This is a genomic window from Streptococcus oralis (assembly GCF_023109315.1).
In the GTDB taxonomy this organism is placed as follows: domain Bacteria; phylum Bacillota; class Bacilli; order Lactobacillales; family Streptococcaceae; genus Streptococcus; species Streptococcus oralis_BS.
This window is the reverse complement of the sequence record NZ_JALDUF010000001.1, coordinates 415,244-435,528: the sequence shown is the minus strand read 5'-3', so window position 1 is coordinate 435,528 and position 20,285 is coordinate 415,244. Positions and strand designations below refer to the sequence as shown.

General features: G+C 39.7%; 28 protein-coding genes, 1 tRNA gene, 2 pseudogenes and 1 other annotated feature. Of the genes and pseudogenes, 12 read left to right on the top strand and 19 right to left on the bottom strand.

The features are described from left to right. Window positions 1–66 precede the first annotated feature (66 nt). Genes M1F74_RS02120 through M1F74_RS02110 form a run of 3 tightly spaced genes read right to left on the bottom strand, consistent with a single transcriptional unit; the run spans window position 67 to window position 2,313 of the window. Window positions 67–957 carry an RluA family pseudouridine synthase gene (locus tag M1F74_RS02120; RefSeq protein WP_084875449.1) on the bottom strand — a complete coding sequence of 297 codons (891 nt, stop codon included), beginning with the start codon at window positions 955–957 and terminating at the stop codon, window positions 67–69. Further along, window positions 941–1,408, bottom strand: coding sequence for a signal peptidase II (gene lspA / locus M1F74_RS02115; protein ID WP_247946157.1), 468 nt, complete (start codon window positions 1,406–1,408; stop codon window positions 941–943). Before lspA ends, M1F74_RS02120 begins: the two co-directional genes overlap by 17 nt. Further along, the gene (locus tag M1F74_RS02110) at window positions 1,405–2,313 is read right to left on the bottom strand and encodes a LysR family transcriptional regulator (protein ID WP_009730007.1); all 909 of its coding nucleotides are present in this window, start codon (window positions 2,311–2,313) and stop codon (window positions 1,405–1,407) included. The genes lspA and M1F74_RS02110 overlap by 4 nt, the downstream gene beginning before the upstream one ends. Here M1F74_RS02110 and M1F74_RS02105 point away from each other — a divergent pair. Further along, window positions 2,306–2,401: pseudogene (locus tag M1F74_RS02105) on the top strand (AraC family transcriptional regulator); the annotation flags it as partial. The gene M1F74_RS02110 and the pseudogene M1F74_RS02105 overlap by 8 nt on opposite strands. A 143-nt stretch (window positions 2,402–2,544) precedes the next feature. Here the strand turns inward: M1F74_RS02105 and rpmA are convergent. From rpmA to M1F74_RS02085, 4 genes are all read right to left on the bottom strand, one after another. Then, window positions 2,545–2,838, bottom strand: coding sequence for a 50S ribosomal protein L27 (gene rpmA, locus M1F74_RS02100; protein ID WP_000916509.1), 294 nt, complete (start codon window positions 2,836–2,838; stop codon window positions 2,545–2,547). A gap of 16 nt (window positions 2,839–2,854) precedes the next feature. After that, window positions 2,855–3,199 carry a ribosomal-processing cysteine protease Prp gene (locus M1F74_RS02095; protein WP_000613705.1) on the bottom strand — a complete coding sequence of 115 codons (345 nt, stop codon included), beginning with the start codon at window positions 3,197–3,199 and terminating at the stop codon, window positions 2,855–2,857. 15 nt (window positions 3,200–3,214) lie between these two features. After that, the gene (gene rplU / locus M1F74_RS02090) at window positions 3,215–3,529 is read right to left on the bottom strand and encodes a 50S ribosomal protein L21 (RefSeq protein ID WP_000109141.1); all 315 of its coding nucleotides are present in this window, start codon (window positions 3,527–3,529) and stop codon (window positions 3,215–3,217) included. Between the two features lie 34 nt (window positions 3,530–3,563). Then, window positions 3,564–3,683: a sequence feature (ribosomal protein L21 leader region), on the bottom strand. 64 nt (window positions 3,684–3,747) lie between these two features. Then, window positions 3,748–4,434: a YoaK family protein gene (locus M1F74_RS02085; protein ID WP_247946156.1), complete on the bottom strand. Its 687-nt coding sequence runs from the start codon at window positions 4,432–4,434 to the stop codon at window positions 3,748–3,750. Window positions 4,435–4,589: 155 nt separating this feature from the next. On the opposite strand from M1F74_RS02085, the gene M1F74_RS02080 reads away from it, so the two are divergent. Further along, entirely contained in the window at window positions 4,590–5,567 is a 978-nt protein-coding gene (locus tag M1F74_RS02080; RefSeq protein WP_247946155.1) for a Gfo/Idh/MocA family protein, read from the top strand. Beyond that, complete coding sequence (locus M1F74_RS02075; protein WP_247946154.1) at window positions 5,564–6,646, top strand: DEAD/DEAH box helicase; 1,083 nt, start codon at window positions 5,564–5,566, stop codon at window positions 6,644–6,646. Before M1F74_RS02080 ends, M1F74_RS02075 begins: the two co-directional genes overlap by 4 nt. Window positions 6,647–6,670: 24 nt before the next feature. Here the strand turns inward: M1F74_RS02075 and M1F74_RS02070 are convergent, their stop codons facing one another. Continuing rightward, complete coding sequence (locus tag M1F74_RS02070; protein ID WP_247946153.1) at window positions 6,671–7,048, bottom strand: DUF1934 domain-containing protein; 378 nt, start codon at window positions 7,046–7,048, stop codon at window positions 6,671–6,673. A 71-nt stretch (window positions 7,049–7,119) separates the two neighbouring features. Between M1F74_RS02070 and M1F74_RS02065 the strand changes: the two genes are divergently transcribed. Further along, complete coding sequence (locus M1F74_RS02065) at window positions 7,120–8,424, top strand: HD domain-containing protein (protein WP_247946152.1); 1,305 nt, start codon at window positions 7,120–7,122, stop codon at window positions 8,422–8,424. 12 nt (window positions 8,425–8,436) lie between these two features. Then, complete coding sequence (gene yidA, locus M1F74_RS02060; protein ID WP_247946151.1) at window positions 8,437–9,243, top strand: sugar-phosphatase; 807 nt, start codon at window positions 8,437–8,439, stop codon at window positions 9,241–9,243. A gap of 54 nt (window positions 9,244–9,297) precedes the next feature. On the opposite strand, the gene M1F74_RS02055 is transcribed toward yidA, so the two are convergent. The 6 genes from M1F74_RS02055 to M1F74_RS02030 form a co-directional block, all read right to left on the bottom strand. Next, a tRNA-Arg gene (locus M1F74_RS02055) sits at window positions 9,298–9,369 on the bottom strand. A 42-nt stretch (window positions 9,370–9,411) separates the two neighbouring features. After that, window positions 9,412–9,759 carry a 50S ribosomal protein L19 gene (gene rplS, locus M1F74_RS02050; protein ID WP_001068669.1) on the bottom strand — a complete coding sequence of 116 codons (348 nt, stop codon included), beginning with the start codon at window positions 9,757–9,759 and terminating at the stop codon, window positions 9,412–9,414. A gap of 118 nt (window positions 9,760–9,877) precedes the next feature. Further along, on the bottom strand, window positions 9,878–10,207 hold the full coding sequence (crcB, locus tag M1F74_RS02045) for a fluoride efflux transporter CrcB (protein WP_247946150.1): 330 nt from the start codon (window positions 10,205–10,207) through the stop codon (window positions 9,878–9,880). After that, window positions 10,201–10,575, bottom strand: coding sequence for a fluoride efflux transporter CrcB (crcB, locus tag M1F74_RS02040; RefSeq protein WP_247946149.1), 375 nt, complete (start codon window positions 10,573–10,575; stop codon window positions 10,201–10,203). The genes crcB (M1F74_RS02045) and crcB (M1F74_RS02040) overlap by 7 nt, the downstream gene beginning before the upstream one ends. Continuing rightward, window positions 10,572–10,838, bottom strand: coding sequence for a chorismate mutase (locus tag M1F74_RS02035; protein ID WP_247946148.1), 267 nt, complete (start codon window positions 10,836–10,838; stop codon window positions 10,572–10,574). Before M1F74_RS02035 ends, crcB (M1F74_RS02040) begins: the two co-directional genes overlap by 4 nt. A 117-nt stretch (window positions 10,839–10,955) precedes the next feature. Then, window positions 10,956–11,399 (bottom strand): flavodoxin, encoded by a 444-nt coding sequence (locus tag M1F74_RS02030; protein ID WP_247946147.1) that lies wholly within the window; start codon window positions 11,397–11,399, stop codon window positions 10,956–10,958. 103 nt (window positions 11,400–11,502) lie between these two features. Here M1F74_RS02030 and M1F74_RS02025 point away from each other — a divergent pair, with 103 nt between their 5' ends. Then, complete coding sequence (locus tag M1F74_RS02025; RefSeq protein WP_247946146.1) at window positions 11,503–12,438, top strand: DHH family phosphoesterase; 936 nt, start codon at window positions 11,503–11,505, stop codon at window positions 12,436–12,438. A gap of 95 nt (window positions 12,439–12,533) precedes the next feature. Next, on the top strand, window positions 12,534–12,776 hold the full coding sequence (locus M1F74_RS02020; RefSeq protein WP_000710762.1) for a type B 50S ribosomal protein L31: 243 nt from the start codon (window positions 12,534–12,536) through the stop codon (window positions 12,774–12,776). Window positions 12,777–12,880: 104 nt separating this feature from the next. Here M1F74_RS02020 and M1F74_RS02015 read toward each other — a convergent pair. The 4 genes and pseudogenes from M1F74_RS02015 to M1F74_RS02000 form a co-directional block, all read right to left on the bottom strand. Continuing rightward, window positions 12,881–13,192, bottom strand: a pseudogene (locus M1F74_RS02015) (tyrosine-type recombinase/integrase); the annotation flags it as partial. 140 nt (window positions 13,193–13,332) lie between these two features. Then, entirely contained in the window at window positions 13,333–13,758 is a 426-nt protein-coding gene (tnpA, locus tag M1F74_RS02010; RefSeq protein WP_247946145.1) for an IS200/IS605 family transposase, read from the bottom strand. A 180-nt stretch (window positions 13,759–13,938) separates the two neighbouring features. Then, on the bottom strand, window positions 13,939–14,793 hold the full coding sequence (locus tag M1F74_RS02005; RefSeq protein WP_247946144.1) for a tyrosine-type recombinase/integrase: 855 nt from the start codon (window positions 14,791–14,793) through the stop codon (window positions 13,939–13,941). A gap of 79 nt (window positions 14,794–14,872) precedes the next feature. Further along, the gene (locus M1F74_RS02000) at window positions 14,873–15,409 is read right to left on the bottom strand and encodes a helix-turn-helix domain-containing protein (RefSeq protein WP_247946143.1); all 537 of its coding nucleotides are present in this window, start codon (window positions 15,407–15,409) and stop codon (window positions 14,873–14,875) included. Window positions 15,410–15,556: 147 nt separating this feature from the next. Between M1F74_RS02000 and M1F74_RS01995 the strand changes: the two genes are divergently transcribed. From M1F74_RS01995 to M1F74_RS01975, 5 genes are all read left to right on the top strand, one after another. Continuing rightward, entirely contained in the window at window positions 15,557–15,835 is a 279-nt protein-coding gene (locus tag M1F74_RS01995) for a hypothetical protein (RefSeq protein ID WP_015605376.1), read from the top strand. A gap of 328 nt (window positions 15,836–16,163) precedes the next feature. Further along, on the top strand, window positions 16,164–17,009 hold the full coding sequence (locus M1F74_RS01990) for a replication initiation protein (RefSeq protein WP_247946142.1): 846 nt from the start codon (window positions 16,164–16,166) through the stop codon (window positions 17,007–17,009). A gap of 231 nt (window positions 17,010–17,240) precedes the next feature. Beyond that, window positions 17,241–17,624: a plasmid mobilization protein gene (locus M1F74_RS01985; RefSeq protein WP_432654174.1), complete on the top strand. Its 384-nt coding sequence runs from the start codon at window positions 17,241–17,243 to the stop codon at window positions 17,622–17,624. Window positions 17,625–17,871: 247 nt separating this feature from the next. Further along, a complete protein-coding gene (gene relB, locus M1F74_RS01980; RefSeq protein WP_247946140.1) occupies window positions 17,872–18,156 on the top strand; it encodes a type II toxin-antitoxin system RelB/ParD family antitoxin in 285 nt (94 codons plus the stop codon). Next, window positions 18,146–18,499, top strand: a complete 354-nt coding sequence (locus tag M1F74_RS01975) for a type II toxin-antitoxin system RelE/ParE family toxin (RefSeq protein WP_084972165.1) — start codon at window positions 18,146–18,148, stop codon at window positions 18,497–18,499. Before relB ends, M1F74_RS01975 begins: the two co-directional genes overlap by 11 nt. 296 nt (window positions 18,500–18,795) lie before the next feature. Here M1F74_RS01975 and M1F74_RS01970 read toward each other — a convergent pair whose 3' ends face one another. Further along, complete coding sequence (locus tag M1F74_RS01970) at window positions 18,796–20,130, bottom strand: Nramp family divalent metal transporter (RefSeq protein WP_213988422.1); 1,335 nt, start codon at window positions 20,128–20,130, stop codon at window positions 18,796–18,798. Between the last annotated feature and the right edge of the window lie 155 nt (window positions 20,131–20,285).

Here is a 20,285-nt window from a genome sequence, read left to right as displayed (position 1 = left end):
TTTTAAAATAGAAAAGACTTGAAATAAAAAAGGTTGAGACAAGGCATCTCAACTCTTTTATCACGTCTAATTCTTTCTTAATCTCTCCAAGGTTTCTTTAAAAATATCTGGAATATCTGCCGTAAACTCCAAGGTTTCACCTGTTTTCGGATGGGTAAATCCTAGAGTTTTAGCATGGAGAAACTGTCCATGTCCTTTCAGCGTTTTTCGAGGACCATAGACCTCATCCCCAGCGACTGGATGACCAATATAAGCCATGTGAACACGAATTTGGTGGGTACGCCCTGTTTCCAGTTGCAACTCCACTAAGGTATAATCACCAAAACGTTCCAAGACGTGAAAACGCGTCACTGCCGGTTTCCCTTTAGCAGTCACAGCCTGTTTCTTACGGTCTTTTTCGCTCCGACCAATCGGTGCTTCAATCACACCACGATCATTGGGAAGATTGCCATGAACAATCGCCCAGTACTTACGTAGAGACTTCTTGTCCTTGAGTTCTTGGGCAAGCGCCAAGTGGGCCTCATCATTTTTTGCAATCATGAGGAGACCAGACGTATCCTTGTCAATACGGTGAACAATTCCTGGACGAAGAACCCCATTGATACCCGACAAGTCTTTGATATGGTACATGAGGGCATTGACCAAGGTTCCGCTAGTATGACCGGCACTCGGATGGACCACCATCCCTTGAGGTTTGTTGACGACGGCTACATGCTCATCTTGGTAGATAATTTCCAGAGGAAGTTCCTCAGCAACATACTCTAAAACCTCTGGTTCTGGCACATGGTAGGTGACGATATCCCCCTCTTGGACAGTGTATTTTGCTTTCTTGGCTTGCCCATTAACCAAGACTTGTCCAGCCTTGATTTGTTCATTAGCGAGACTGCGTGACAATTCTGTCAGATCAGACAGAGCCTTGTCTAGACGTTGCCCACCAGTTTCAATTTTTATTTCCATTTACTTCCTCTTTAAGCATTGCAATCAATAAAACAATGACACCAACTGTCAAATAGCTGTCAGCAACATTGAAAATCGCAAAGTTGATAAAGTCTAGGTGAAACATATCCACCACAAAACCTTGACTCATTCTGTCGATAAAGTTGCCCAGACCTCCCGCGATAATTAGAGTCAATCCAAAAACCAACCAGAGAGAGTCCTCCATGTGCTTATGTAGATACCATATGGCACCTGCCATGACAACCAAGGTTATGATAGCAAATAACCACTGCTGATCTTGCAGCATGGAGAAGGCTGCTCCTCTATTTTGCAGATAGGTCAAGCTAACAAGATTGGGTATCCACGAACGCACTTCACCCAGTGGAATCAGCTGGAGAACATAGGCTTTAACCCACTGATCCAGCCCAATCAAAAGCAGTACAATGACTGCTACTATTCCTCTTTTTTTCATGATTTCCTCTTCTGATCAAAATATTCTTGCATAACCTCAACGAAAAGAGTCCCAGCTTGGCTAAGCTCCACTTCCTCCCGTTTGACATAGACCATGCGGTTATCTAGATTATCCTTGAGGCGAATGACTGTGATCCCATTAACACTGTCACTATCTAAAAATCCAGACCCAGTCGCATAGGCATCTGTCCGCTCCAAAATACCATTCAAGGTAGCACGGTCCGTCACATTGAACATCTGCGAGCTCGCGCTGGTGTCGACAAAGTTCTCTGAATAGTATAGGTACTCGTCCTTTTCCTGAGTGAAACGAACTGTTGGTAAATCAGCTAAATCCTCCATGACCAGTTCTTCTTTTTCCGCCAAGGGATGTCCTTCACGCAGATAGATGTGGGTATGAAAAGGAATCAACTCAATGACTTCGAGACCTAACTTTTCAACCCGTTGCATGATGCCCTTTTTATTTTGGTTGTTGAGGTAGATAATCCCAATCTCACTGTGTCCTTGGGCTACTTCGTCTAATATTTGAACTGTGGTAGACTCAAAAATACGAAAGTTCTTGTAGTCAGGATGGCGTTCTGAAAAGGCCGTAATGGTTGGTGGCAAGAAGTCATAGTGCTGACTGGCAATAGAAAATTCATCCTTTTCTTCCTCAGGATTGGCATACTGATTTTGAAAAACATCAAATCCTTTGACTAATTCTTGCGCTTTCTCATAAAATTCCATACCACGACGAGTCAAAAACGTTCCCGAACTCGTCCGACGGAAAATTTTAAAGCCTAACTCTTTTTCCAAATCGCGCACAGAAATAGACAGACTCGGCTGACTAACATACATCTTTTCAGCAGCTTCACGGAAAGTACCACTATTGGCAATGGCCACAACATAGCGTAATTGTTGAATGTTCATCTTTTACCCCCAACTTCTCTATCTGTTCATTATACCATATTTCAGAATTTTTCCAAAAAAGAAAAAAGTGTCCATCGCAAGTTTAAATCTAACTATTCTCTATTAAATTCAAAATGGGTATCAAAACAAAAAAAGGCTCTCCGAAAACTCGGAAAGCCTGATTTTATGCTACTTGTAGCTTCCTCGCCTTTTCATTTCAAGGCTCGGGATAAAAAGGTTCACTGGACCTTTTTATTTTGCGATTGGGTAAACAGAAACTTGTTTTTTATCGCGACCTTTACGTTCAAAGCGTACTACGCCTTCAACTTTAGCGAACAAAGTATCGTCTCCACCACGTCCAACGTTTACACCTGGATAGATGTGTGTACCACGTTGACGGTAAAGGATTGATCCACCTGTTACAGTTTGTCCGTCAGCTGCTTTAGCTCCAAGACGTTTCGCTTGTGAATCACGTCCGTTTGATGTAGAACCTCCACCTTTTTTGTGGGCGAAAAGTTGCAAGTTGTTAAGAGTCATTTTTAACATAATGTTTTCCTCCGTGTTAGTTTTCTGTGATAACTCTGGTTTGGACGAACTCAGAAGAGTTCTCCGATAAGTTTGCCATACCTAAGAAAAATGATTCGAAGAATAACTGGGTCATTTCTCTCTGGTGCGAAGGAAGATCCGCTGGTATTTCAACCTTTAGATAGCCACCTTCATCTTCGTTTAATTCTAAGATTGGTTCATAGCCTGCAAATTTCTCAATAGAATTGACAAAGTTAATGGCAAGCGTAGAAACCGATGCACACACGACATCTAAGCCGTATTCGCCACTCTCGGCGTGTCCAGTAATTTCCGCACTCCTCAGCTCGCCATCTTCGGCTCTCTCAAAGACTGCTTGTATCATGTGTTCTCCTTAAAATTAAGCGTTGATCGCGTTGATGACAACTTTTGTATATGGTTGACGGTGACCTTGTTTGCGGTGGCTACCTTTTTTAGGTTTGTACTTGTAAGTAACAACTTTCTTTTGTTTTCCTTGTTTCTCAACAGTTCCAACTACAGTAGCTCCAGCAACAAGTGGAGTTCCGACAACAGTGTTTTCACCACCAACAAGAACAACTTCGTTAAAAGTAACTTCTTGACCAGCTTCAACGTTCAATTTTTCAACGTAAACTGCTTGACCAACTTCAACTTTAACTTGTTTTCCGCCAGTTTTGATAATTGCGTATGTGCTCATTATGCACCTCCTATGATTTTTAGGGTTTCCCCGTATTTTTGTGAAGACTCGCCTAGCATCGTGGGACGAACCACTTAAAAGAAGAGCTCTAAGTATAACAAAGTTTAAATTTTGTATACGACGAGCAACGATGTTCGTGCGGTTGCACAGGACTGTGCATAGTCAACTCTTCAAGTATAGCATATCTTCTTTTTTCTTACAAGTAAAATCAATCAAATTTAAGCTTTTTCTTTCCCTTTTTTCCTCCAAGAAGCAAAAAGCATACTAATGTAAAAGATGCTCATCATGAGAGGAATACCTAAAATTGTCTTTTCCAGATAATAAATCGTCAAATAAGCTGAAAAAATAACCCCGAAGACAAAACTGCTAAGCAAGCTAACAAAAATCAGGCCCTCTCGTAGGAAAGGCGTATGCTTGGTCCGAAAATAATCTCCAAAAGCCAACATGGTTCGTTTGATATTCCCAGTCATAAAAGCATTATTATAGGCAATCCCTGATACTTCTCCAAAAGCAGTTGTCACCAGTCCCATACAGAAGGCCAATGGCGGTACGAGATAGATATTCTCTACAGTTTGCGGCACAAATCCAATAATTAGGGACAAGACTGCAAGTGGAATTACGGACAAAATTGGCTTTTTAACAATTCTCAATTTTTCCTTATAGATAGTTAATAAAAGGACCCCCATCATAAAAGCTAGCAAGGTCATTACTTTGGCACTGGCATCTGACACATTGTGTTGAATGAGTCCTACTGATAGAAAAACCACATTTCCAGTCTGTCCCGCCACAAGGGTATTTCCTCGCACGATAAAGGTATAGGCATCTACATATCCTGCGCAAAAAGTCAAAAAAAGCGCTAGCCTCTTAGACTGACGTGATATTTTTCTTATTGGTAATAATCTCATTTTCTCCCCCTTCTCATTTCATCTACTTATCTAAATATTGTACCACTTTCTCCAAGAAATGCGTAGTCCATTTGAAAATTTTTACCATCTGTTGGATAGTCCTTCTTTTCTATGTTATAATGAAGGAAGGATTTGAAGTCGGAAAAGGAGTATCCATGCTTAAATTAGGTGTCATCGGAACAGGCGCTATCAGCCATCATTTCATAGAAGCAGCCCATACTAGTGGAGAATACCAACTGGTCGCAGTCTATTCTAGAAAACTAGAAACTGCCACAACCTTTGCTTCCCGCTATCAAAATGTCCAACTCTTTGATCAATTAGAAGACTTCTTTAAGTCTTCCTTTGATGTAGTCTATATCGCCAGTCCAAACTCCTTGCATTTTGTTCAGGCACAAACCGCCTTGTCTGCTGGTAAGCACGTCATTCTTGAAAAGCCAGCTGTCACGCAGCCACAAGAATGGCTGGATTTGAGACAGACAGCTGAGAAAAATCACTGTTTTATCTTTGAAGCTGCTCGTAATTACCACGAGGAAGCTTTTACTACTATCAAGATTTTTTTGGCAGACAAGCAAGTATTGGGAGCTGATTTCAACTATGCCAAGTATTCTTCCAAGATGCCGGACTTGTTAGCTGGGCAGACGCCAAATGTCTTTTCAGACCGTTTTGCTGGTGGAGCCCTTATGGACTTGGGGATTTATCCTCTCTATGCTGCTATTCGCCTCTTTGGAAAGGCTCAGGACGCGACTTACCATGCTCAACAGCTTGACAATAGCATTGACCTAAATGGAGACGGTATCCTCTTCTACCCTGACTTTCAAGTTCATATCAAAGCTGGGAAAAACATCACTTCCAATCTTCCTTGTGAGATTTACACAGCAGATGGAACCTTGACCCTTAACACGATTGAACATGTCCGCTCAGCTATTTTTACTAACCACCGAGGAAATCAAGTTCAACTCCCTATCCAACAAGCTCCTCATACGATGACTGAGGAAGTTGCTGCATTTGCACACATGATCCAGCAACCAGACCAGACGCTCTACCAGAACTGGCTGGATGATGCAAGTTCTATTCATGAGCTACTCTATACCATGCGCCAGACTGCTGGCATTAGATTTGAGGCAGAAAAATGAAAACCAAACTCCCCACTGAATGGCAAAAACTGAGCGACCAACTCGGTTTCCAAGAATTTACTCCCATTCAAACTCAACTATTTGAGCCTATACTTGCTGGAGAAAACCTCCTGGGAGTAAGCCCAACAGGAACTGGTAAGACCCTCGCTTACCTCCTGCCAAGTCTTCTCAGACTACAAAAGAAAAAAGCCCAACAACTCTTGATTCTAGCACCAAATACAGAACTAGCTGGACAGATTTTTGACGTGTGTAAAACCTGGGCTGAAGCTATTGGTTTAACAGCTCAACTCTTCCTATCAGGTTCAAGTCAGAAACGTCAGATTGAACGTCTTAAAAAAGGACCAGAAATTCTGATTGGAACACCTGGCCGTATCTTTGAGTTGATTAAATTGAAAAAAATCAAGATGATGAATGTGGAAACCATCATCCTGGATGAATTTGACCAATTGCTCGATGATTCTCAGATTCACTTTGTCGAGAAAATCACTCACTACGCACCTCGTGACCACCAACTCATCTATATGAGTGCGACGACCAAGTTTGACCAAGAAAAGATTGCACCAAACACGCGCACTATTGATCTCTCTGATCAAAAACTGGACAACATCCAACATTTCTATATGCAGGTAGACCAACGTCACCGAGTGGATATGCTACGAAAACTGGCTCATGTAGAGGATTTCCGTGGTCTGGTCTTCTTTAACAGCCTATCAGACCTTGGAAACGCAGAGGAAAAACTACAGTATCGGGATATCTTGGCTGTTTCCCTCGCTAGCGATGTCAATGTCAAATTTAGAAAAGTTATCTTAGAAAAGTTTAAAGATAAGCAACTAACCCTGCTCCTTGCAACAGACCTTTTGGCACGTGGGATTGATATCGATAGTCTAGAATGTGTCGTAAACTTTGATGTTCCTAGAGATATGGAAACCTACACTCACCGTGCTGGCCGTACAGGTCGCATGGGCAAAGAGGGCTATGTTATCACTCTGGTAACCCATCCTGAAGAACTTAAAAAACTCAAGAAGTTTACAAGTGTACGTGAAATTGTTCTAAAAAATCAAGAACTCTATATCAAATAAGGTTGGCATTCGCCAACCTTTTTCTTATCCCCAAGTAATTTCTAATTGATAGCTGGCAAAGGGTTGTCCCTCTTGATTTTGCAGTTGATAGGCGAGCTCAATCTTTTGCTCATCCAGTTTGTAGTGATTCGTTTGAATGATAAACTCCTGCATCCCCATAGGTGTGGGAATATAGGCTAAACTATCAGTATCCTTTAGAAATCTCATAATGGTCTTGGGACTCGAGAAACGGGTCATCACCAGTTCTTCTTGATGAAACTTGAGTACCACTTTTTCTTTTTCCTCATTATAAAAGAGTAAATAGCCATAATCTCCTTTTTCATATACTTCCACGTCATAGAGTTGATCAATGACTTCCAACTGTTCATCAAACTGAATCGTATTTCGCATCCGAATTTTCACATCAAGTCCTCTTTCTTGTCTCTTGTCCTACTATTTTACCAAAAAGAGCAGGATTTTGCTATAATGGTCATATGAACGAAAAAGTATTCCGTGACCCTGTTCACAATTATATCCATGTTAATAATCAGGTCATCTATGACTTGATCAATACAAAAGAATTTCAACGTCTGCGTCGTATCAAACAACTGGGAACTTCCAGCTATACCTTCCATGGTGGGGAGCACAGTCGCTTTTCCCACTGTTTGGGGGTCTATGAGATTGCTCGTCGTATCACGGAGATTTTTGAAGAAAAATATCCTGAAGAATGGGATCCTGCTGAGTCTCTCTTGACCATGACTGCTGCGCTCCTTCATGACCTCGGGCATGGTGCCTACTCTCATACTTTTGAACATCTTTTTGATACAGATCATGAGGCCATTACTCAGGAAATCATCCAAAGTCCTGAGACAGAGATTCACCAAGTTCTGCTACAAGTGGCACCCGATTTTCCGGAAAAGGTAGCTAGTGTCATTGACCATACCTACTCTAACAAGCAGGTCGTACAGCTCATCTCTAGTCAGATTGATGCAGACCGCATGGATTATCTCTTGCGCGACTCCTATTTTACTGGAGCATCTTATGGAGAATTTGACCTGACTCGCATCCTCCGAGTGATTCGTCCTGTTGAAAATGGTATCGCCTTTCAGCGCAATGGCATGCACGCCATCGAAGACTATGTTCTCAGTCGCTACCAGATGTATATGCAGGTTTATTTCCACCCAGCAACACGCGCCATGGAGGTTCTCCTACAAAATCTCCTCAAACGCGCCAAGGAACTCTATCCTGAAGACAAGGACTTCTTTGCACGCACTTCTCCTCATTTGCTACCTTTTTTTGAAAAGAAAGTTACTCTATCTGACTATCTAGCACTTGATGATGGCGTGATGAATACCTACTTCCAACTCTGGATGACCAGTCCTGACAAGATACTAGCCGACTTGTCGCAACGTTTTGTCAACCGCAAGGTCTTTAAATCCATTACTTTTTCAGAAAAAGACCAAGACCAACTCGCAACCATGAGACAACTGGTTGAAGAAATCGGTTTTGATCCAGACTACTATACAGCCATTCATAAGAACTTTGACCTCCCTTATGATATCTATCGTCCCGAATCTGAAAATCCACGGACACAGATTGAGATTCTACAGAAAAATGGTGAACTGGCAGAACTCTCTAGCTTGTCCCCTATCGTCCAATCCCTTGCTGGCAGCCGCCATGGGGACAATCGTTTCTATTTTCCAAAAGAAATGTTGGACCAAAACAGCATCTTCGCAAGCATTACCCAGCAATTTTTACACTTGATTGAGAACGATCATTTTACCCCAAATAAGAAATAATAGAGGAAATTTATGAGTATCAAATTAATCGCTGTCGATATTGATGGCACACTTGTCAATAGTAAAAAAGAAATCACACCTGAAGTATTTTCAGCTATCCAAGATGCAAAAAAAGCTGGTGTCAAAGTCGTTATTGCAACCGGTCGCCCCATCGCTGGCGTTGCCAAACTCCTTGATGACTTACAACTTAGAGACGAAGGAGACTATGTTGTGACCTTTAATGGAGGTCTTGTCCAAGAAACAGCGACAGGTCATGAGATTATCCGTGAAACCTTGGACTATGCAGACTATCTAGATATCGAATTTCTCAGTCGCAAACTCGGTGTCCACATGCACGCTATTACCAAGGACGGTATCTATACTGCCAATCGCAATATCGGAAAATACACAGTGCACGAATCAACCCTCGTCAACATGCCTATCTTTTACCGCACTCCTGAAGAAATGGCTGACAAGGAAATCGTCAAATGTATGTTCATCGACGAACCAGAAATCCTCGATGCTGCGATTGAAAAGATTCCAGCCGAATTTTACGAACGCTACTCCATCAACAAATCTGCTCCTTTCTACCTCGAACTCCTTAAAAAGAATGTAGACAAGGGTTCAGCCATCACTCACCTAGCTGAAAAACTCGGATTGACCACAGATGAAACCATGGCGATCGGGGACGAAGAGAATGACCGTGCCATGCTGGAAGTCGTTGGCAACCCTGTAGTCATGGAAAACGGAAATCCAGAACTCAAAAAAATCGCCAAATACATCACTAAAACAAATGATGAATCTGGCGTTGCCCATGCTATCCGTACGTGGGTGCTGTAAAGTATGATAAAATACGAAAACCGCTCAGCTGAGCGGTTTTTTACACTGTTTATATGCCCCCTGCCGGAATCGAACCAGCAACTACTCCTTAGGAGGGAGTTGTTATATCCATTGAACTAAGGGAGCTAGAGAAAAACTCTGCTGAATAAGCAGAGTTTTTTTGTCGAATTAACGACGGATTTCTTTGATACGAGCTGCTTTACCTTGAAGAGCACGCAAGTAGTACAATTTCGCACGACGTACTTTACCGTAACGAACAACTTCGATCTTTTCAACACGTGGAGTGTGGATTGGGAAGATACGCTCAACACCTACACCGTTAGAGATTTTACGAACTGTGTAGTTTTCTGAGATGCCAGCACCTTTACGTGCGATAACAACACCTTCAAAAATCTGGATACGTTCACGGTTCCCTTCGACAACTTTCGCGTGTACACGAACAGTGTCACCAGGACGGAATGATGGGATATCTGTACGAAGTTGACCTTCAGTCAAGCTTTGGATTAATGGATTCATTTTATTCTCCTATCTTTGTCAATCTTGAGGAACCTTCCTCAGCGGATAAACTGTATTTTTGTGCGTCCATTACACACAAGATACAGTTTACCAAATTTCCACCTAAAAGTAAAGAAATTTATAGCAGAATTCCTAAAAAAATCGCTAGAAAACCGCCTAGGTAAGTTAAGAGAAAATAGCTATAAAATACCTTCTTGTCACTTAACAGTCTTTGCAGCTCGTCATTCAGAGTTGAAAAGGTCGTCAACCCACCACAGAAACCTGTCGCGAGGATAGCATAAACTTCCTTAGACTCCACATGATTGTAGAGCAAGCCAATCAAAAAACAACCGAGAAGATTGGCTATGAGAGTTCCTAGGGGAAATTTAGAGGATTGATTGTATCGGGAAAAGAAATACCGCACTAGGGCTCCAAGTCCGCAGGCGATTGCAAGATAGACGATTACCATTTCTTCCTCCCTAGATAATAAGCCAAGAGCAGGCCTCCGCCAATACTTAAAAGTAGGTAGATACCCAAACTAAGATAACGCTCGGTATCAAGCAGTTTCACAGCATCAAGCATTAGACTAGAAAAGGTTGTTAAACCACCGCAAAAGCCTGTACCCAGCGCCAAAACCAAACCTTTACTGCTTCCCTTATAGACCAGATAGCCTTTTACCAGATAGACCAAGCAGAAAATTCCTAGATAATTGACAAGGAGGGTTCCCCATGGAAAGTCAGGACTGGCTGGCAACTGACTAGATACAAAATAGCGGACAAGGCCTCCCAACATAGCAGCTAAAAAAATTCCTAGCGGATACAATTGTTCTTTTTTCATTTGATGTTTTGTTCCTGATAATCACGCGAACGTTTAAGAATATCTGAAAAAGTCGCAACAATGGTTTCTTGGTAATTCTTATTGGTTACACGACTTCTTACCTTTTCAAAAATGACTTCTTCTCGCTTGGTGTCTAAAATAGGTTTTCCTGAGGCTTTCTTATAGGCAACTACTCCCTCAACCAAATGCATTCGTTCTTCCAAGAGCTTGACGATTTGGTCGTCGATTTGATCAATTTCTTGCCGAATAATATCTAAATCCATAGTGTCTCCTCCTTTATTTGAATTATTGTATCAAAAAGCCTCTAAATAGGCTAGTAAAATCCCAAAAAAACTAATAAAAAAACGCACTGACTTCTTCCAGTCAGCGCAGTTTGATTCTTATCCTACTTTTGCAGCCAATTCTTCTGAGAATTGTTCCAAACGTTCGATGTCTTCTTCTTCAGCAGAAAGGTCCACTTTAACACACTCTGAACCTTTTTCTGCTCCTGTTGCTACAAAAACGCGATCAAAGTCATCGACAGCCTTACAGAATTCGTCGTAGAAGGTATCTCCTGAACCGACCACTCCGTAAATTTTGCCATTCAAATTGAGATCAGCTAGGTCTTCGTAGAAGTCCATCATCTCATCGGGCAATTCTCCATCCCCGTAAGTGTAAGTCGCAACGATTGCGATGTCCGCCTCCAAGAAGTCTGAAGCGTCAACAGTCGTACATTCATCCACATCGACATCCAAGCCCAAGTCACGCAATTTATCTGCTACAATATCTGCAATTTCTTCGGTATTACCGGTCATACTGGCAAATACAATTTTTGCTAATGCCATATCGTCCTCCTCAATTTATCTTTCTCCATTATATCATATCTTTTTCATTTTAAAAATAAAAATTCTTATGCTACAATGAAATGAGAAAGAATTGAGGTTATTTATGGACATTTGCCAGCAAATTTTAGAGAAAATCAAAGAATACGATACCATTATCATTCACCGTCATATGAAACCAGATCCGGATGCCTTAGGGAGTCAGGTGGGCTTGAAAGCTCTTCTCACACACCATTTCCCAGAAAAGACTATCAAAGCGGTCGGTTTTAACGAACCCACTCTAACCTGGATGGCGGAAATGGATACTGTCCAAGACAGTGACTACCAAGGAGCTCTTGCTATTATTTGTGATACAGCGAATCGTCCTCGTATCGATGATAAACGCTACGAACAAGCTGCTTTCACCATCAAAATTGATCACCATCCAAACGATGATATCTATGGTGACCTATCTTGGGTGGATACAAGTTCAAGCAGTGCCAGTGAGATGATTGCATTATTTGCTCAAGAAAATCAGCTAGCTTTGTCTAGTGAAGCGGCACGACTTCTCTATGCAGGAATTGTCGGGGATACAGGGCGTTTTCTCTACCCGTCAACTAGTGCTCGTACCTTTAGAATAGCTGGCCAGCTCCGAGAAATTGATTTTGACTTTGCTGGATTATCTCGTCAAATGGATACCATGAGCTTCAAGATTGCAAAACTGCAAGGGTATGTTTATGATCACTTAGAAGTCGATGAGAATGGAGCTGCACGCGTTCTGCTTACTCAAGAAATCCTGGAAAAATATAAGGTTACGGATGCTGAAACGGCTGCGATTGTCGGAGCACCTGGTCGAATTGATACCGTTAAGGCTTGGGCCATCTTTGTTGAGCAAGCTGACGGTCACTTCCGTGTGCGTATGCGCAGTAAAATTACCCCTATCAATGAAATTGCCAAAGAACACGACGGAGGAGGACATCCATTAGCTAGTGGCGCCAATTCCTATAGTCTAGAAGAAAACGAAATCATCTACCAAAAGTTAAAAAACTTACTTAAAAACTGATAAAATACTTGCCAAACTTTTCAGAATCTGATAGACTAGTAAGGTAACAATCTATGGCTCGCAAAGAGACCATGGCAGAAAGGAAATATTGCAAAATGAAAAAAGATATCCATCCAGAATATCGCCCAGTTGTCTTCATGGACACAACTACTGGTTACAAATTCCTTAGCGGTTCAACTAAACGCTCTAACGAAACTGTTGAGTTCGAAGGCGAAACTTACCCATTGATCCGTGTGGAAATTTCATCAGACTCACACCCATTCTACACTGGACGTCAAAAGTTCACTCAAGCAGATGGACGTGTGGATCGTTTCAACAAAAAATACGGTCTCAAATAATCAACCGCATTTATTGCTTAAAAGCGTTGATACAAAGCCCTTTCCAAGAAATTGGAATTGGCTTTTTTTGTTTTTAGTACCGTTTTTGGTACCGTCTTGGAAAACTAACCTTTTGCACTATCCAGGTAATCTACAAATTTTGTGATAGCTTTCTTCTCTCCTGCTACTGTAGAATGGCTATAAGTATCCAGGGTCATCTGACTACTTGCATGACCTAACCTTTTTGCTGCATTAACAGGGTCAACACCCGTTTCAATCATTAAGGTAGCATGAGTATGTCTGAAGCCATGAGGAGTAATTTTTTTCAGATTATGCTTTTTGATAACCCGCTTGAGTACGCTATTAATATAGTCCTGATATAAAGGCTCTATCTTTCCATCTCGGCCAACAAACGTAAACATGTAATCACTATCAATCATAACCACCCGTCTAACGGGTGGTTTGCACCAGGGCTATAAGCCCAAATTACCAGCCAGCGCCTAAAGACGCTGGCTTTCACGTTGTTCAAGCCTCATTGCTCTTGACTCGTCACTTGCCTCTTAAAGAGGCCTTGCTACTACTTACCACTATCCCTAAAGGGATCCTCATATTCTTTTACACTCAATTTATCTAGTGCTATATCATGCTTTTCCTGCTCCTGAATATATTTCTTAATTGTGGCTTCATTAAGCCCTACTGTGCTCACGTAGTAACCTTCTGCCCAAAAATGCCGGTTGCCAAACTTGTACTTGAGGTTGGCGTGTTTATCAAACATCATGAGTGCACTTTTACCTTTTAAATAACCCATGAAACTTGAAACACTTATCCTTGGTGGAATACTTACTAACATATGTACATGATCAGGCATTAAGTGTCCTTCGATAATCTCAACACCTTTATAACTACATAATCGGTGGAATATTTCTCCCAAACTACTTCGATATTGATTATAAATGACTTTTCGTCTATACTTAGGGGTGAACACAATGTGATATTTACACATCCACTTTGTGTGTTATAAACTATGTGCCTTTTGTGCCATATTTTTCTCCTTTCGCTTTACAATTGGCTTGAACACCTTTATTGTATCGCGTTTGGAGTTTTTTGGTATAACCTTCGACGCGCACCCGCATAGCGGGTGGTTTATTTGTCTCGCACCTTACGGAGCGAGACGGACTAATAGTCACATAATCAATGGGGTAACTGACAGTTGCCCCTTTTCTTTTCTGCTCTTTTGTTTCCACTCTTTCAAAATCAAGACTGTCTCAGTATCTAAAGGAATTTGCCTTATTGAAAACCTGTTTTTGGTGCTTTTCTCAACTGCTTTCCCCTTGATTCTACCTAGGTTTTTGCTGATAGAAAGTAATTGATTGTCAAAATCGATGTCAGACCACCTCAAAGAATACAGTTCCCCTTTCCTTAAACCACTATAGGCCAACAAACGAAATAAGGCATAGTTTTTATAAGGCTCTTCTGCCCTAATAATAGCTAAAAACTCATGCAACTCCTCAACGCTAAAGAAGTTATCTGACTTCTTCCGCTCTCTTTTGGGGAGTATCGTTTGCTTCATTGGGTTGTCTGTAATCAATTTCATTTTCAAAGCAAAATCAAACACTTGGCTAGTATAAGATTTTACCTGTTTGATATTTCTAAAAGTCTGACCTTTTTCGGTAATAAAGTCTTGGCATTGCCAAGGAGTAATTTTGGAAATTTTCATCTTTCCAAGAACTGGCAAGATATGAATTCTAAACAAATCATCTGTACGGACGCTTGTCGTCCTCTCTACTGTGTTTTGATAAGTTTTGAACCATTCCTCAAAAACTTCATCAAAACGTCTCTCAGAGGCTCTCAGAATCCCTGAGGGGTCGCCTGACGCTTTTTTGTGGTAAATCATAGCTTCATACTGTCTAGCCTCTCTACGGCTCTTAAATCCGCTTTTAAAGAAGTCCTGACGTTTGCCATCAATTACCCTGTAGATTCTGACCTTATAAAGATACCCTGATTTAGACTTTTTAGCCTTATATTTAATAATAGACATGTAATTTCTCCTTTATTTTTAAGGTTTCGGAACTTATAAAATAAAGAAATTACTGATTAAACCATTTGTTTAAATCGTTTTATAAATCATTGATAGATAATTCTATTTCTCCCTCCTCATTGGCTATTCTATTAAATAATTCTTGAATATCGTGATTAAGACTATTTCGTAATGACTCTTCTTGATTTTCAAGTTCGAATAGTTGATTTTGTAAGTCACTTAATTGCTTTAAAATCTTTCTTCTTTTCTCATGGATAGACTGTAGTTTCTGAATCTCTTCTTGACTTAATAACTCTATTCCATTAACAGACTGTGCCATATTTAACAAGTATAGATATGTGATTTTTGCATCATCAGTTAAATTCTCCCAGCTATTAACAGTCTTATTTGGAGATTGTTCTATGCCTAGTAAAAAAGGGATGGAGACTCCGAAGTAGTCGGCAAGTTTTTTTGCATTTTCTTCTTTTGGCTTTCTAGTACCTTGATTATAAGAACTAAGAGCACCATAAGGAACACCAGACTCTTGACTAATCTCCTTTAACTTTTTTCCAGATTTTTTGATCATTTCTTTTATTCTAGTAGGTGGTTTTCCAAAAACATTATTAATATTAGTCATAAAAACTCCCTTCAGACTATTATTTTATCATTTTTAAACAAATATGTATATTTTTAGTTGACAAAAACAAAAAAGTTTAATAAAATTCAATTATTAAACAAATTTGTTTAATTTCGGAACTTATACAATAAAGAAAGAGGTCAGAATATGGCAGAAGATTTTACTATCCACTTACCCAAAGCAACTGAAAAGAAGTTGCTCGCTCGCTACGATAACATGGTTCAAAAGGCTATAGAAAAAGCCCTTGAAGATAGAGAACTCTATAAACCTATGATTCGTATGTCAGGCTTGTGCCGTTGGCTTGATGTATCCACCACTACTATTGTCAAATGGCAACGTGAGGGCATGCCTCACATGGTGATTGATGGAGTGACCTTATATGATAAACGTAAGGTTACTGCCTGGCTACAACAATATGAGAGATGAGAGTAAAATAGAAATTTATTTAATAAAAATTTTTTGCAAAAAAATAATTGTGAAAATAGTTGTGAAAATATTTTGAAAATGAGATTTTGAGACTAAATTTTTGAGCTTTCTCAAAATTTATAACGCGGGCTCCTCTAACAGCCCGCTATGTGCACATCTGATGTGCATTTACTGCACCCGTTTTTTGGCAAGTTTGACCGTAGCAAAATGAAAATGGTCCGACGAAGTCGGCTTGGGGTTGCTCCCCCAAGAATGTCATTTTACGGAGGTCTTTGCGCAGACAAAAAAGAGGCGCCGATAGGCGATCTCTACAAGAAAGGAGGTTGATTTGGAATTAAAAGTTATCTTGGACAACATCACTATTACAGCTTATATCAAACCTATCAAACTCCTTAATCTCAAAAGTTTGATAGAAAACCATACAGCCATTATCGTACAGACTGATATGACTGATATGTTTAGAGCAATCACTCGGGACGGAAGTCACGTTAGACTCCTCCTAGACTACGACAAATTAAAAGGACAAGCCTTTAATGCTCGCCCTTTCAGGATAGAGTTTAACCCCAATAAACTCCGACAGATTGATATTAATATCTTAGATACACTTATACCATATCTTGAAGATATTGCAATCTCTCGAGTCGATTTAGCTTTTGATATATTTGAAGTTGATTGTAGTGAGTTTATTCTTGAAAAGAAAGGCCGCCCTACTGCTACCAAAGAATGGAGAGACCAGAATGGAAAACTCGAAACTAAATATCTAGGCGCCTCCAGGTCAGAAAAGCAAATTAGACTCTATAACAAAAAAGTTGAACAATTAGAAAATGGCTCTGAGGAAGACAAGAAATTTGCTCAGCAGTTCCAGCATTGGTGGCGCTTAGAATTTCAGCTCCGGAGTCGCTCTGTTGAAGAAATATTTGAGGTCATTAACTCTGTTATCTTTAAACCTTTTGTATTTGATGATTTGCCAGTTGAAACTCAGATATATCTAGTCGCATATACACGCAATAAAAATGTTTGGCAAAAATTACATAGAAATACAAGAACTAAATATAAAAAGATTTTAGAAACCTATAAAACATCTGATATTGACTATCTGAAATTGATGAAAGATTTATTAAAACATGAACGACCAATATTAGAAAAACAGCTTGCTTATTATGGGGGACGATAAGAAATTCTAATTAAAACTTTTCCCTCGTGATAGAACAACATTCTTGCTTGCAGGGATTAGGGGATTGGGGATTTCCCCAAAAATTTAAAAAGTCAAGAATGGTCAGTTTTAGAAACTGACCATCTCTGACCTTTTTAAAAACAGCATTTGGATATCCAAGTGCTATGCTTGCCAGAAGAATAGGTCCTTGAGGGCCTCAAGCGAAAAATGCCAAAATGGAGGTGAATAATTTTGGGAAATGGAGAAAAACGGAAAAGGCCAGTTCAAAAACTTATCAGACTAACGGACGAAGAGGCTCGCTTCATTTCGAACAAAGTTGCAGAGTCTGGAATGACAAATTTTAATTCCTTTGCCCGAATCATGTTAATTATGGGCGAAGTCAAAATTTTGAATTTTGAAGAATTAAAAGAATTGCGTCAGGCTATCAATCGGATTGGAGTCAATGTCAATCAGATCGCAAAAAAGGTAAATGAAGATGACCAGGTTAGCTTAAATGAGCTGAGTCAGATTCTGGAGATGCAAAAATATTTGAAAGATACAGTCAATCAATTTATCCAAAAACAAGAAAAGCAAACAAAGGAACAAGAGCATGGTTGTGATAAGAATTGTTGTTGACATTCTCTCTTATTTATCCTAAACTATGGATAAGGATAGGATGATGTCGGGTGACTGGTAACAGTTTGCTCAAAGGTACTTGTTTCAAGTACAGGTGAGGTACTGCCTTCAGCTTTAGGCTGTAAAGAACCCGTGCCACCACTGGTCCTGTTCGTTTCACTCTTGGATTATATTCAAGAGTTTTTTCTTGCCTAAAAAGTATAAAAGATATATACTAGCTATATAAGATATAGATTGGAGATATACCATGACTACATCACTTGCTAAGCAATACAATTTTAAAATAAATGAAGTAACAATGGAGCAAGCTAGATCCATTATCAAGGAAAAAGGAATGACCATGACTGAGGCTATTAGCCTTTTTGTAGAGCAAATAGTCCTGGAGCAAGATTTGCCTATTAAGACGGCCGAAGATCTACATAGAGAACAGTTGATTGAAGAATTACAAGCTCAATCTGAACGTGCCTTGAGAGAATACGAGGCAGGAGAAGGTACTTCCCTAGACAATATGAGGGTAAGCTATGGCTTATAAAGTGATTGCTTCAAAAGAAGTCGAGGAAGCTATCGACAATATACACGACTATATAGCTACGGTGCTTCTATCTCCTCAATCTGCTAAAAATACTGTGGCTAAAATTTTAGACAGCTTAAAAAGTTTAGAAATTTTTCCTGAAGCAGGTTTTGACGCTGATGAGAAAATCGGAGTAAAGATTAACAGTAAGTATCCCACACGAGGAAAAATTATTGACCAATATGTTTTGCTTTACTTCATTGACCAAAATCGAAACACCGTTTTTTTATCTCACCTATTCCACACTAAAAGTGACTATGTCACTTTGCTACAAAAAGGCAATAAAAAAAGCTCAACTGATTGAGACAACTTTCATTATTTTATAAGCTCCGAAACCTTAATTTTTGGTACCTTTTTGGTACCGTCTTGGTTTAACAATACGGTATATATATAATATTTTACAGCTATATCCCTTTAGAAACGTTGATTTAATAAGGATTTAAACACTATAGAGTATATCTTTGTAAAATACGGTCTCAAATAATGATAAAAAAGAACAGTTACCACTGTTCTTTTTTTGTACTTGTTTTTATGAACCAATCACTACTACTTTCTATTTGTCAACCTTCACGCTGACACTATAAGTGATTTCAAACGAGTTTAAAAAATATCGAAAAGAAGCTTGATATTGAGAATGGTCAAGATGATTGAAACTGCGTAACCTAGGATTGTATTCCACTTGGCATTGGTAAATTCTCCCATCAGTGACTTCTTAGAGGTCAGATAAATCAAGGGAAAAATTGAAAACGGAAGAGCGATTGAAAGAAAGACCTGTGAATAGACCAATAACTGATCCAAGGTTTTTTCTTGATGTCCAAACAAGACGGCGACTATAATCACAGGGATCAAGGCAAAAATACGTGTACCGATACGGATAATCCACTGAGGTAATCTTAGATGTAAGAAACCTTCCATGACAATCTGTCCTGTCAAAGTGCCTGTAATGGTCGAATTTTGACCACTTGCTAGGAGGGCAAGGGCAAATAAAGTTGACAGAGTTGAACTAGCTATAGCTCCTGCTATCTTCGAATCCTGTAAAGCATTGTACATTTGAGAGAAAGCTGAAATTTCAGATGCATGACCAAAAAAGAGAGATGCCCCTAAAATAAGAAGCAAGGAATTGACAATAAAGGCTAGAGACAACTGAAGATTTGAATCCCAGGTCATAAAACGCACGGCTTTTCGAACATCCTTCTTATCTTTGTGATTGATTTTCCTTGTTTGGGATAGGGATGAATGAAGATAGAGATTATGGGGCATGACTGTCGCCCCCACAATTCCTAGAGCCAAGGTCAATTGGCTTTCATGACCTGGTAATGGTGTTTCAAATAATGTTGGAGTCGGTAAATAACCACCAAAGATACCCTGAATACTTGGATTGGATAAAGCCACCAGATAGGTAAAGATGGCTAATATGGTTAAAATAAGGGTCGTAACAATGGCTTCAATTTTTTTGAAGCCAAATTTCATCAACAACAACAAAAGAAATACGTCTAAAACGGTTAAGAGGATAGCGACCATAATTGGTATTTTAAATAAAAGATTTAAGGCAATCGCTGAGCCTAGAACCTCGGCTAAGTCGGTCGCCATTAAAGCTAATTCTAAAATCACCCATAAACTATAACGAAGCCACTTGGGAGCATGATGAGCTGTTGCCTGTGCTAGGTCCATCTTAGTTACGATACCGAGCTTTCCAGCCATCTGTTGTAGCTGCATGGCGATGATGGATGAAATTAAAATGACGAATAAGAGACTATACTTGTAAGAAGCACCACCAACCACACTAGTAATCCAGTTTCCAGGATCCATATAACCAACTGCTACAAGAGCGCCAGGTCCTAAAAATGCTTTTAGATTTTGCCAAAAATGGTTGTTATTTGGAGTATCGATAGATTGATTAATCTCAGAGAGTGACACTTTTTTATGAGAAGACATAGATACTTACCTCTTTCTAAACCTACTTTTTCATTATTTTCTATTAGAGAAAAATAAGATTGACTTTAAACTATTAAAACAATGAAAACTATATGAAAAACATTTAGTTTTTTCATTATTTTTCTTAAGGCACCTTAATATTTTTCTTAAGGCAC

What these genes read in the sequence shown, in the direction of transcription:
- crcB (WP_247946149.1), bottom strand. Translation starts at nt 10,575, where the DNA reads ATGAAAAAAGAACAATTGTATCCGCTAGGAATTTTTTTAGCTGCTATG.
- M1F74_RS02085 (WP_247946156.1), bottom strand. Translation starts at nt 4,434, where the DNA reads ATGAGATTATTACCAATAAGAAAAATATCACGTCAGTCTAAGAGGCTA.
- M1F74_RS02030 (WP_247946147.1), bottom strand. Translation starts at nt 11,399, where the DNA reads ATGGCATTAGCAAAAATTGTATTTGCCAGTATGACCGGTAATACCGAA.
- M1F74_RS02095 (WP_000613705.1), bottom strand. Translation starts at nt 3,199, where the DNA reads ATGATACAAGCAGTCTTTGAGAGAGCCGAAGATGGCGAGCTGAGGAGT.
- M1F74_RS01995 (WP_015605376.1), top strand. Translation starts at nt 15,557, where the DNA reads ATGGCAGAAGATTTTACTATCCACTTACCCAAAGCAACTGAAAAGAAG.
- M1F74_RS01975 (WP_084972165.1), top strand. Translation starts at nt 18,146, where the DNA reads ATGGCTTATAAAGTGATTGCTTCAAAAGAAGTCGAGGAAGCTATCGAC.
- M1F74_RS02120 (WP_084875449.1), bottom strand. Translation starts at nt 957, where the DNA reads ATGGAAATAAAAATTGAAACTGGTGGGCAACGTCTAGACAAGGCTCTG.
- rpmA (WP_000916509.1), bottom strand. Translation starts at nt 2,838, where the DNA reads ATGTTAAAAATGACTCTTAACAACTTGCAACTTTTCGCCCACAAAAAA.
- M1F74_RS02025 (WP_247946146.1), top strand. Translation starts at nt 11,503, where the DNA reads ATGGACATTTGCCAGCAAATTTTAGAGAAAATCAAAGAATACGATACC.
- M1F74_RS02075 (WP_247946154.1), top strand. Translation starts at nt 5,564, where the DNA reads ATGAAAACCAAACTCCCCACTGAATGGCAAAAACTGAGCGACCAACTC.
- crcB (WP_247946150.1), bottom strand. Translation starts at nt 10,207, where the DNA reads ATGGTAATCGTCTATCTTGCAATCGCCTGCGGACTTGGAGCCCTAGTG.
- M1F74_RS02065 (WP_247946152.1), top strand. Translation starts at nt 7,120, where the DNA reads ATGAACGAAAAAGTATTCCGTGACCCTGTTCACAATTATATCCATGTT.
- tnpA (WP_247946145.1), bottom strand. Translation starts at nt 13,758, where the DNA reads ATGTGTAAATATCACATTGTGTTCACCCCTAAGTATAGACGAAAAGTC.
- lspA (WP_247946157.1), bottom strand. Translation starts at nt 1,408, where the DNA reads ATGAAAAAAAGAGGAATAGTAGCAGTCATTGTACTGCTTTTGATTGGG.
- rplU (WP_000109141.1), bottom strand. Translation starts at nt 3,529, where the DNA reads ATGAGCACATACGCAATTATCAAAACTGGCGGAAAACAAGTTAAAGTT.
- M1F74_RS01970 (WP_213988422.1), bottom strand. Translation starts at nt 20,130, where the DNA reads ATGTCTTCTCATAAAAAAGTGTCACTCTCTGAGATTAATCAATCTATC.
- rplS (WP_001068669.1), bottom strand. Translation starts at nt 9,759, where the DNA reads ATGAATCCATTAATCCAAAGCTTGACTGAAGGTCAACTTCGTACAGAT.
- M1F74_RS02035 (WP_247946148.1), bottom strand. Translation starts at nt 10,838, where the DNA reads ATGGATTTAGATATTATTCGGCAAGAAATTGATCAAATCGACGACCAA.
- M1F74_RS02005 (WP_247946144.1), bottom strand. Translation starts at nt 14,793, where the DNA reads ATGTCTATTATTAAATATAAGGCTAAAAAGTCTAAATCAGGGTATCTT.
- M1F74_RS02110 (WP_009730007.1), bottom strand. Translation starts at nt 2,313, where the DNA reads ATGAACATTCAACAATTACGCTATGTTGTGGCCATTGCCAATAGTGGT.
- relB (WP_247946140.1), top strand. Translation starts at nt 17,872, where the DNA reads ATGACTACATCACTTGCTAAGCAATACAATTTTAAAATAAATGAAGTA.
- M1F74_RS02020 (WP_000710762.1), top strand. Translation starts at nt 12,534, where the DNA reads ATGAAAAAAGATATCCATCCAGAATATCGCCCAGTTGTCTTCATGGAC.
- M1F74_RS02080 (WP_247946155.1), top strand. Translation starts at nt 4,590, where the DNA reads ATGCTTAAATTAGGTGTCATCGGAACAGGCGCTATCAGCCATCATTTC.
- yidA (WP_247946151.1), top strand. Translation starts at nt 8,437, where the DNA reads ATGAGTATCAAATTAATCGCTGTCGATATTGATGGCACACTTGTCAAT.
- M1F74_RS02000 (WP_247946143.1), bottom strand. Translation starts at nt 15,409, where the DNA reads ATGACTAATATTAATAATGTTTTTGGAAAACCACCTACTAGAATAAAA.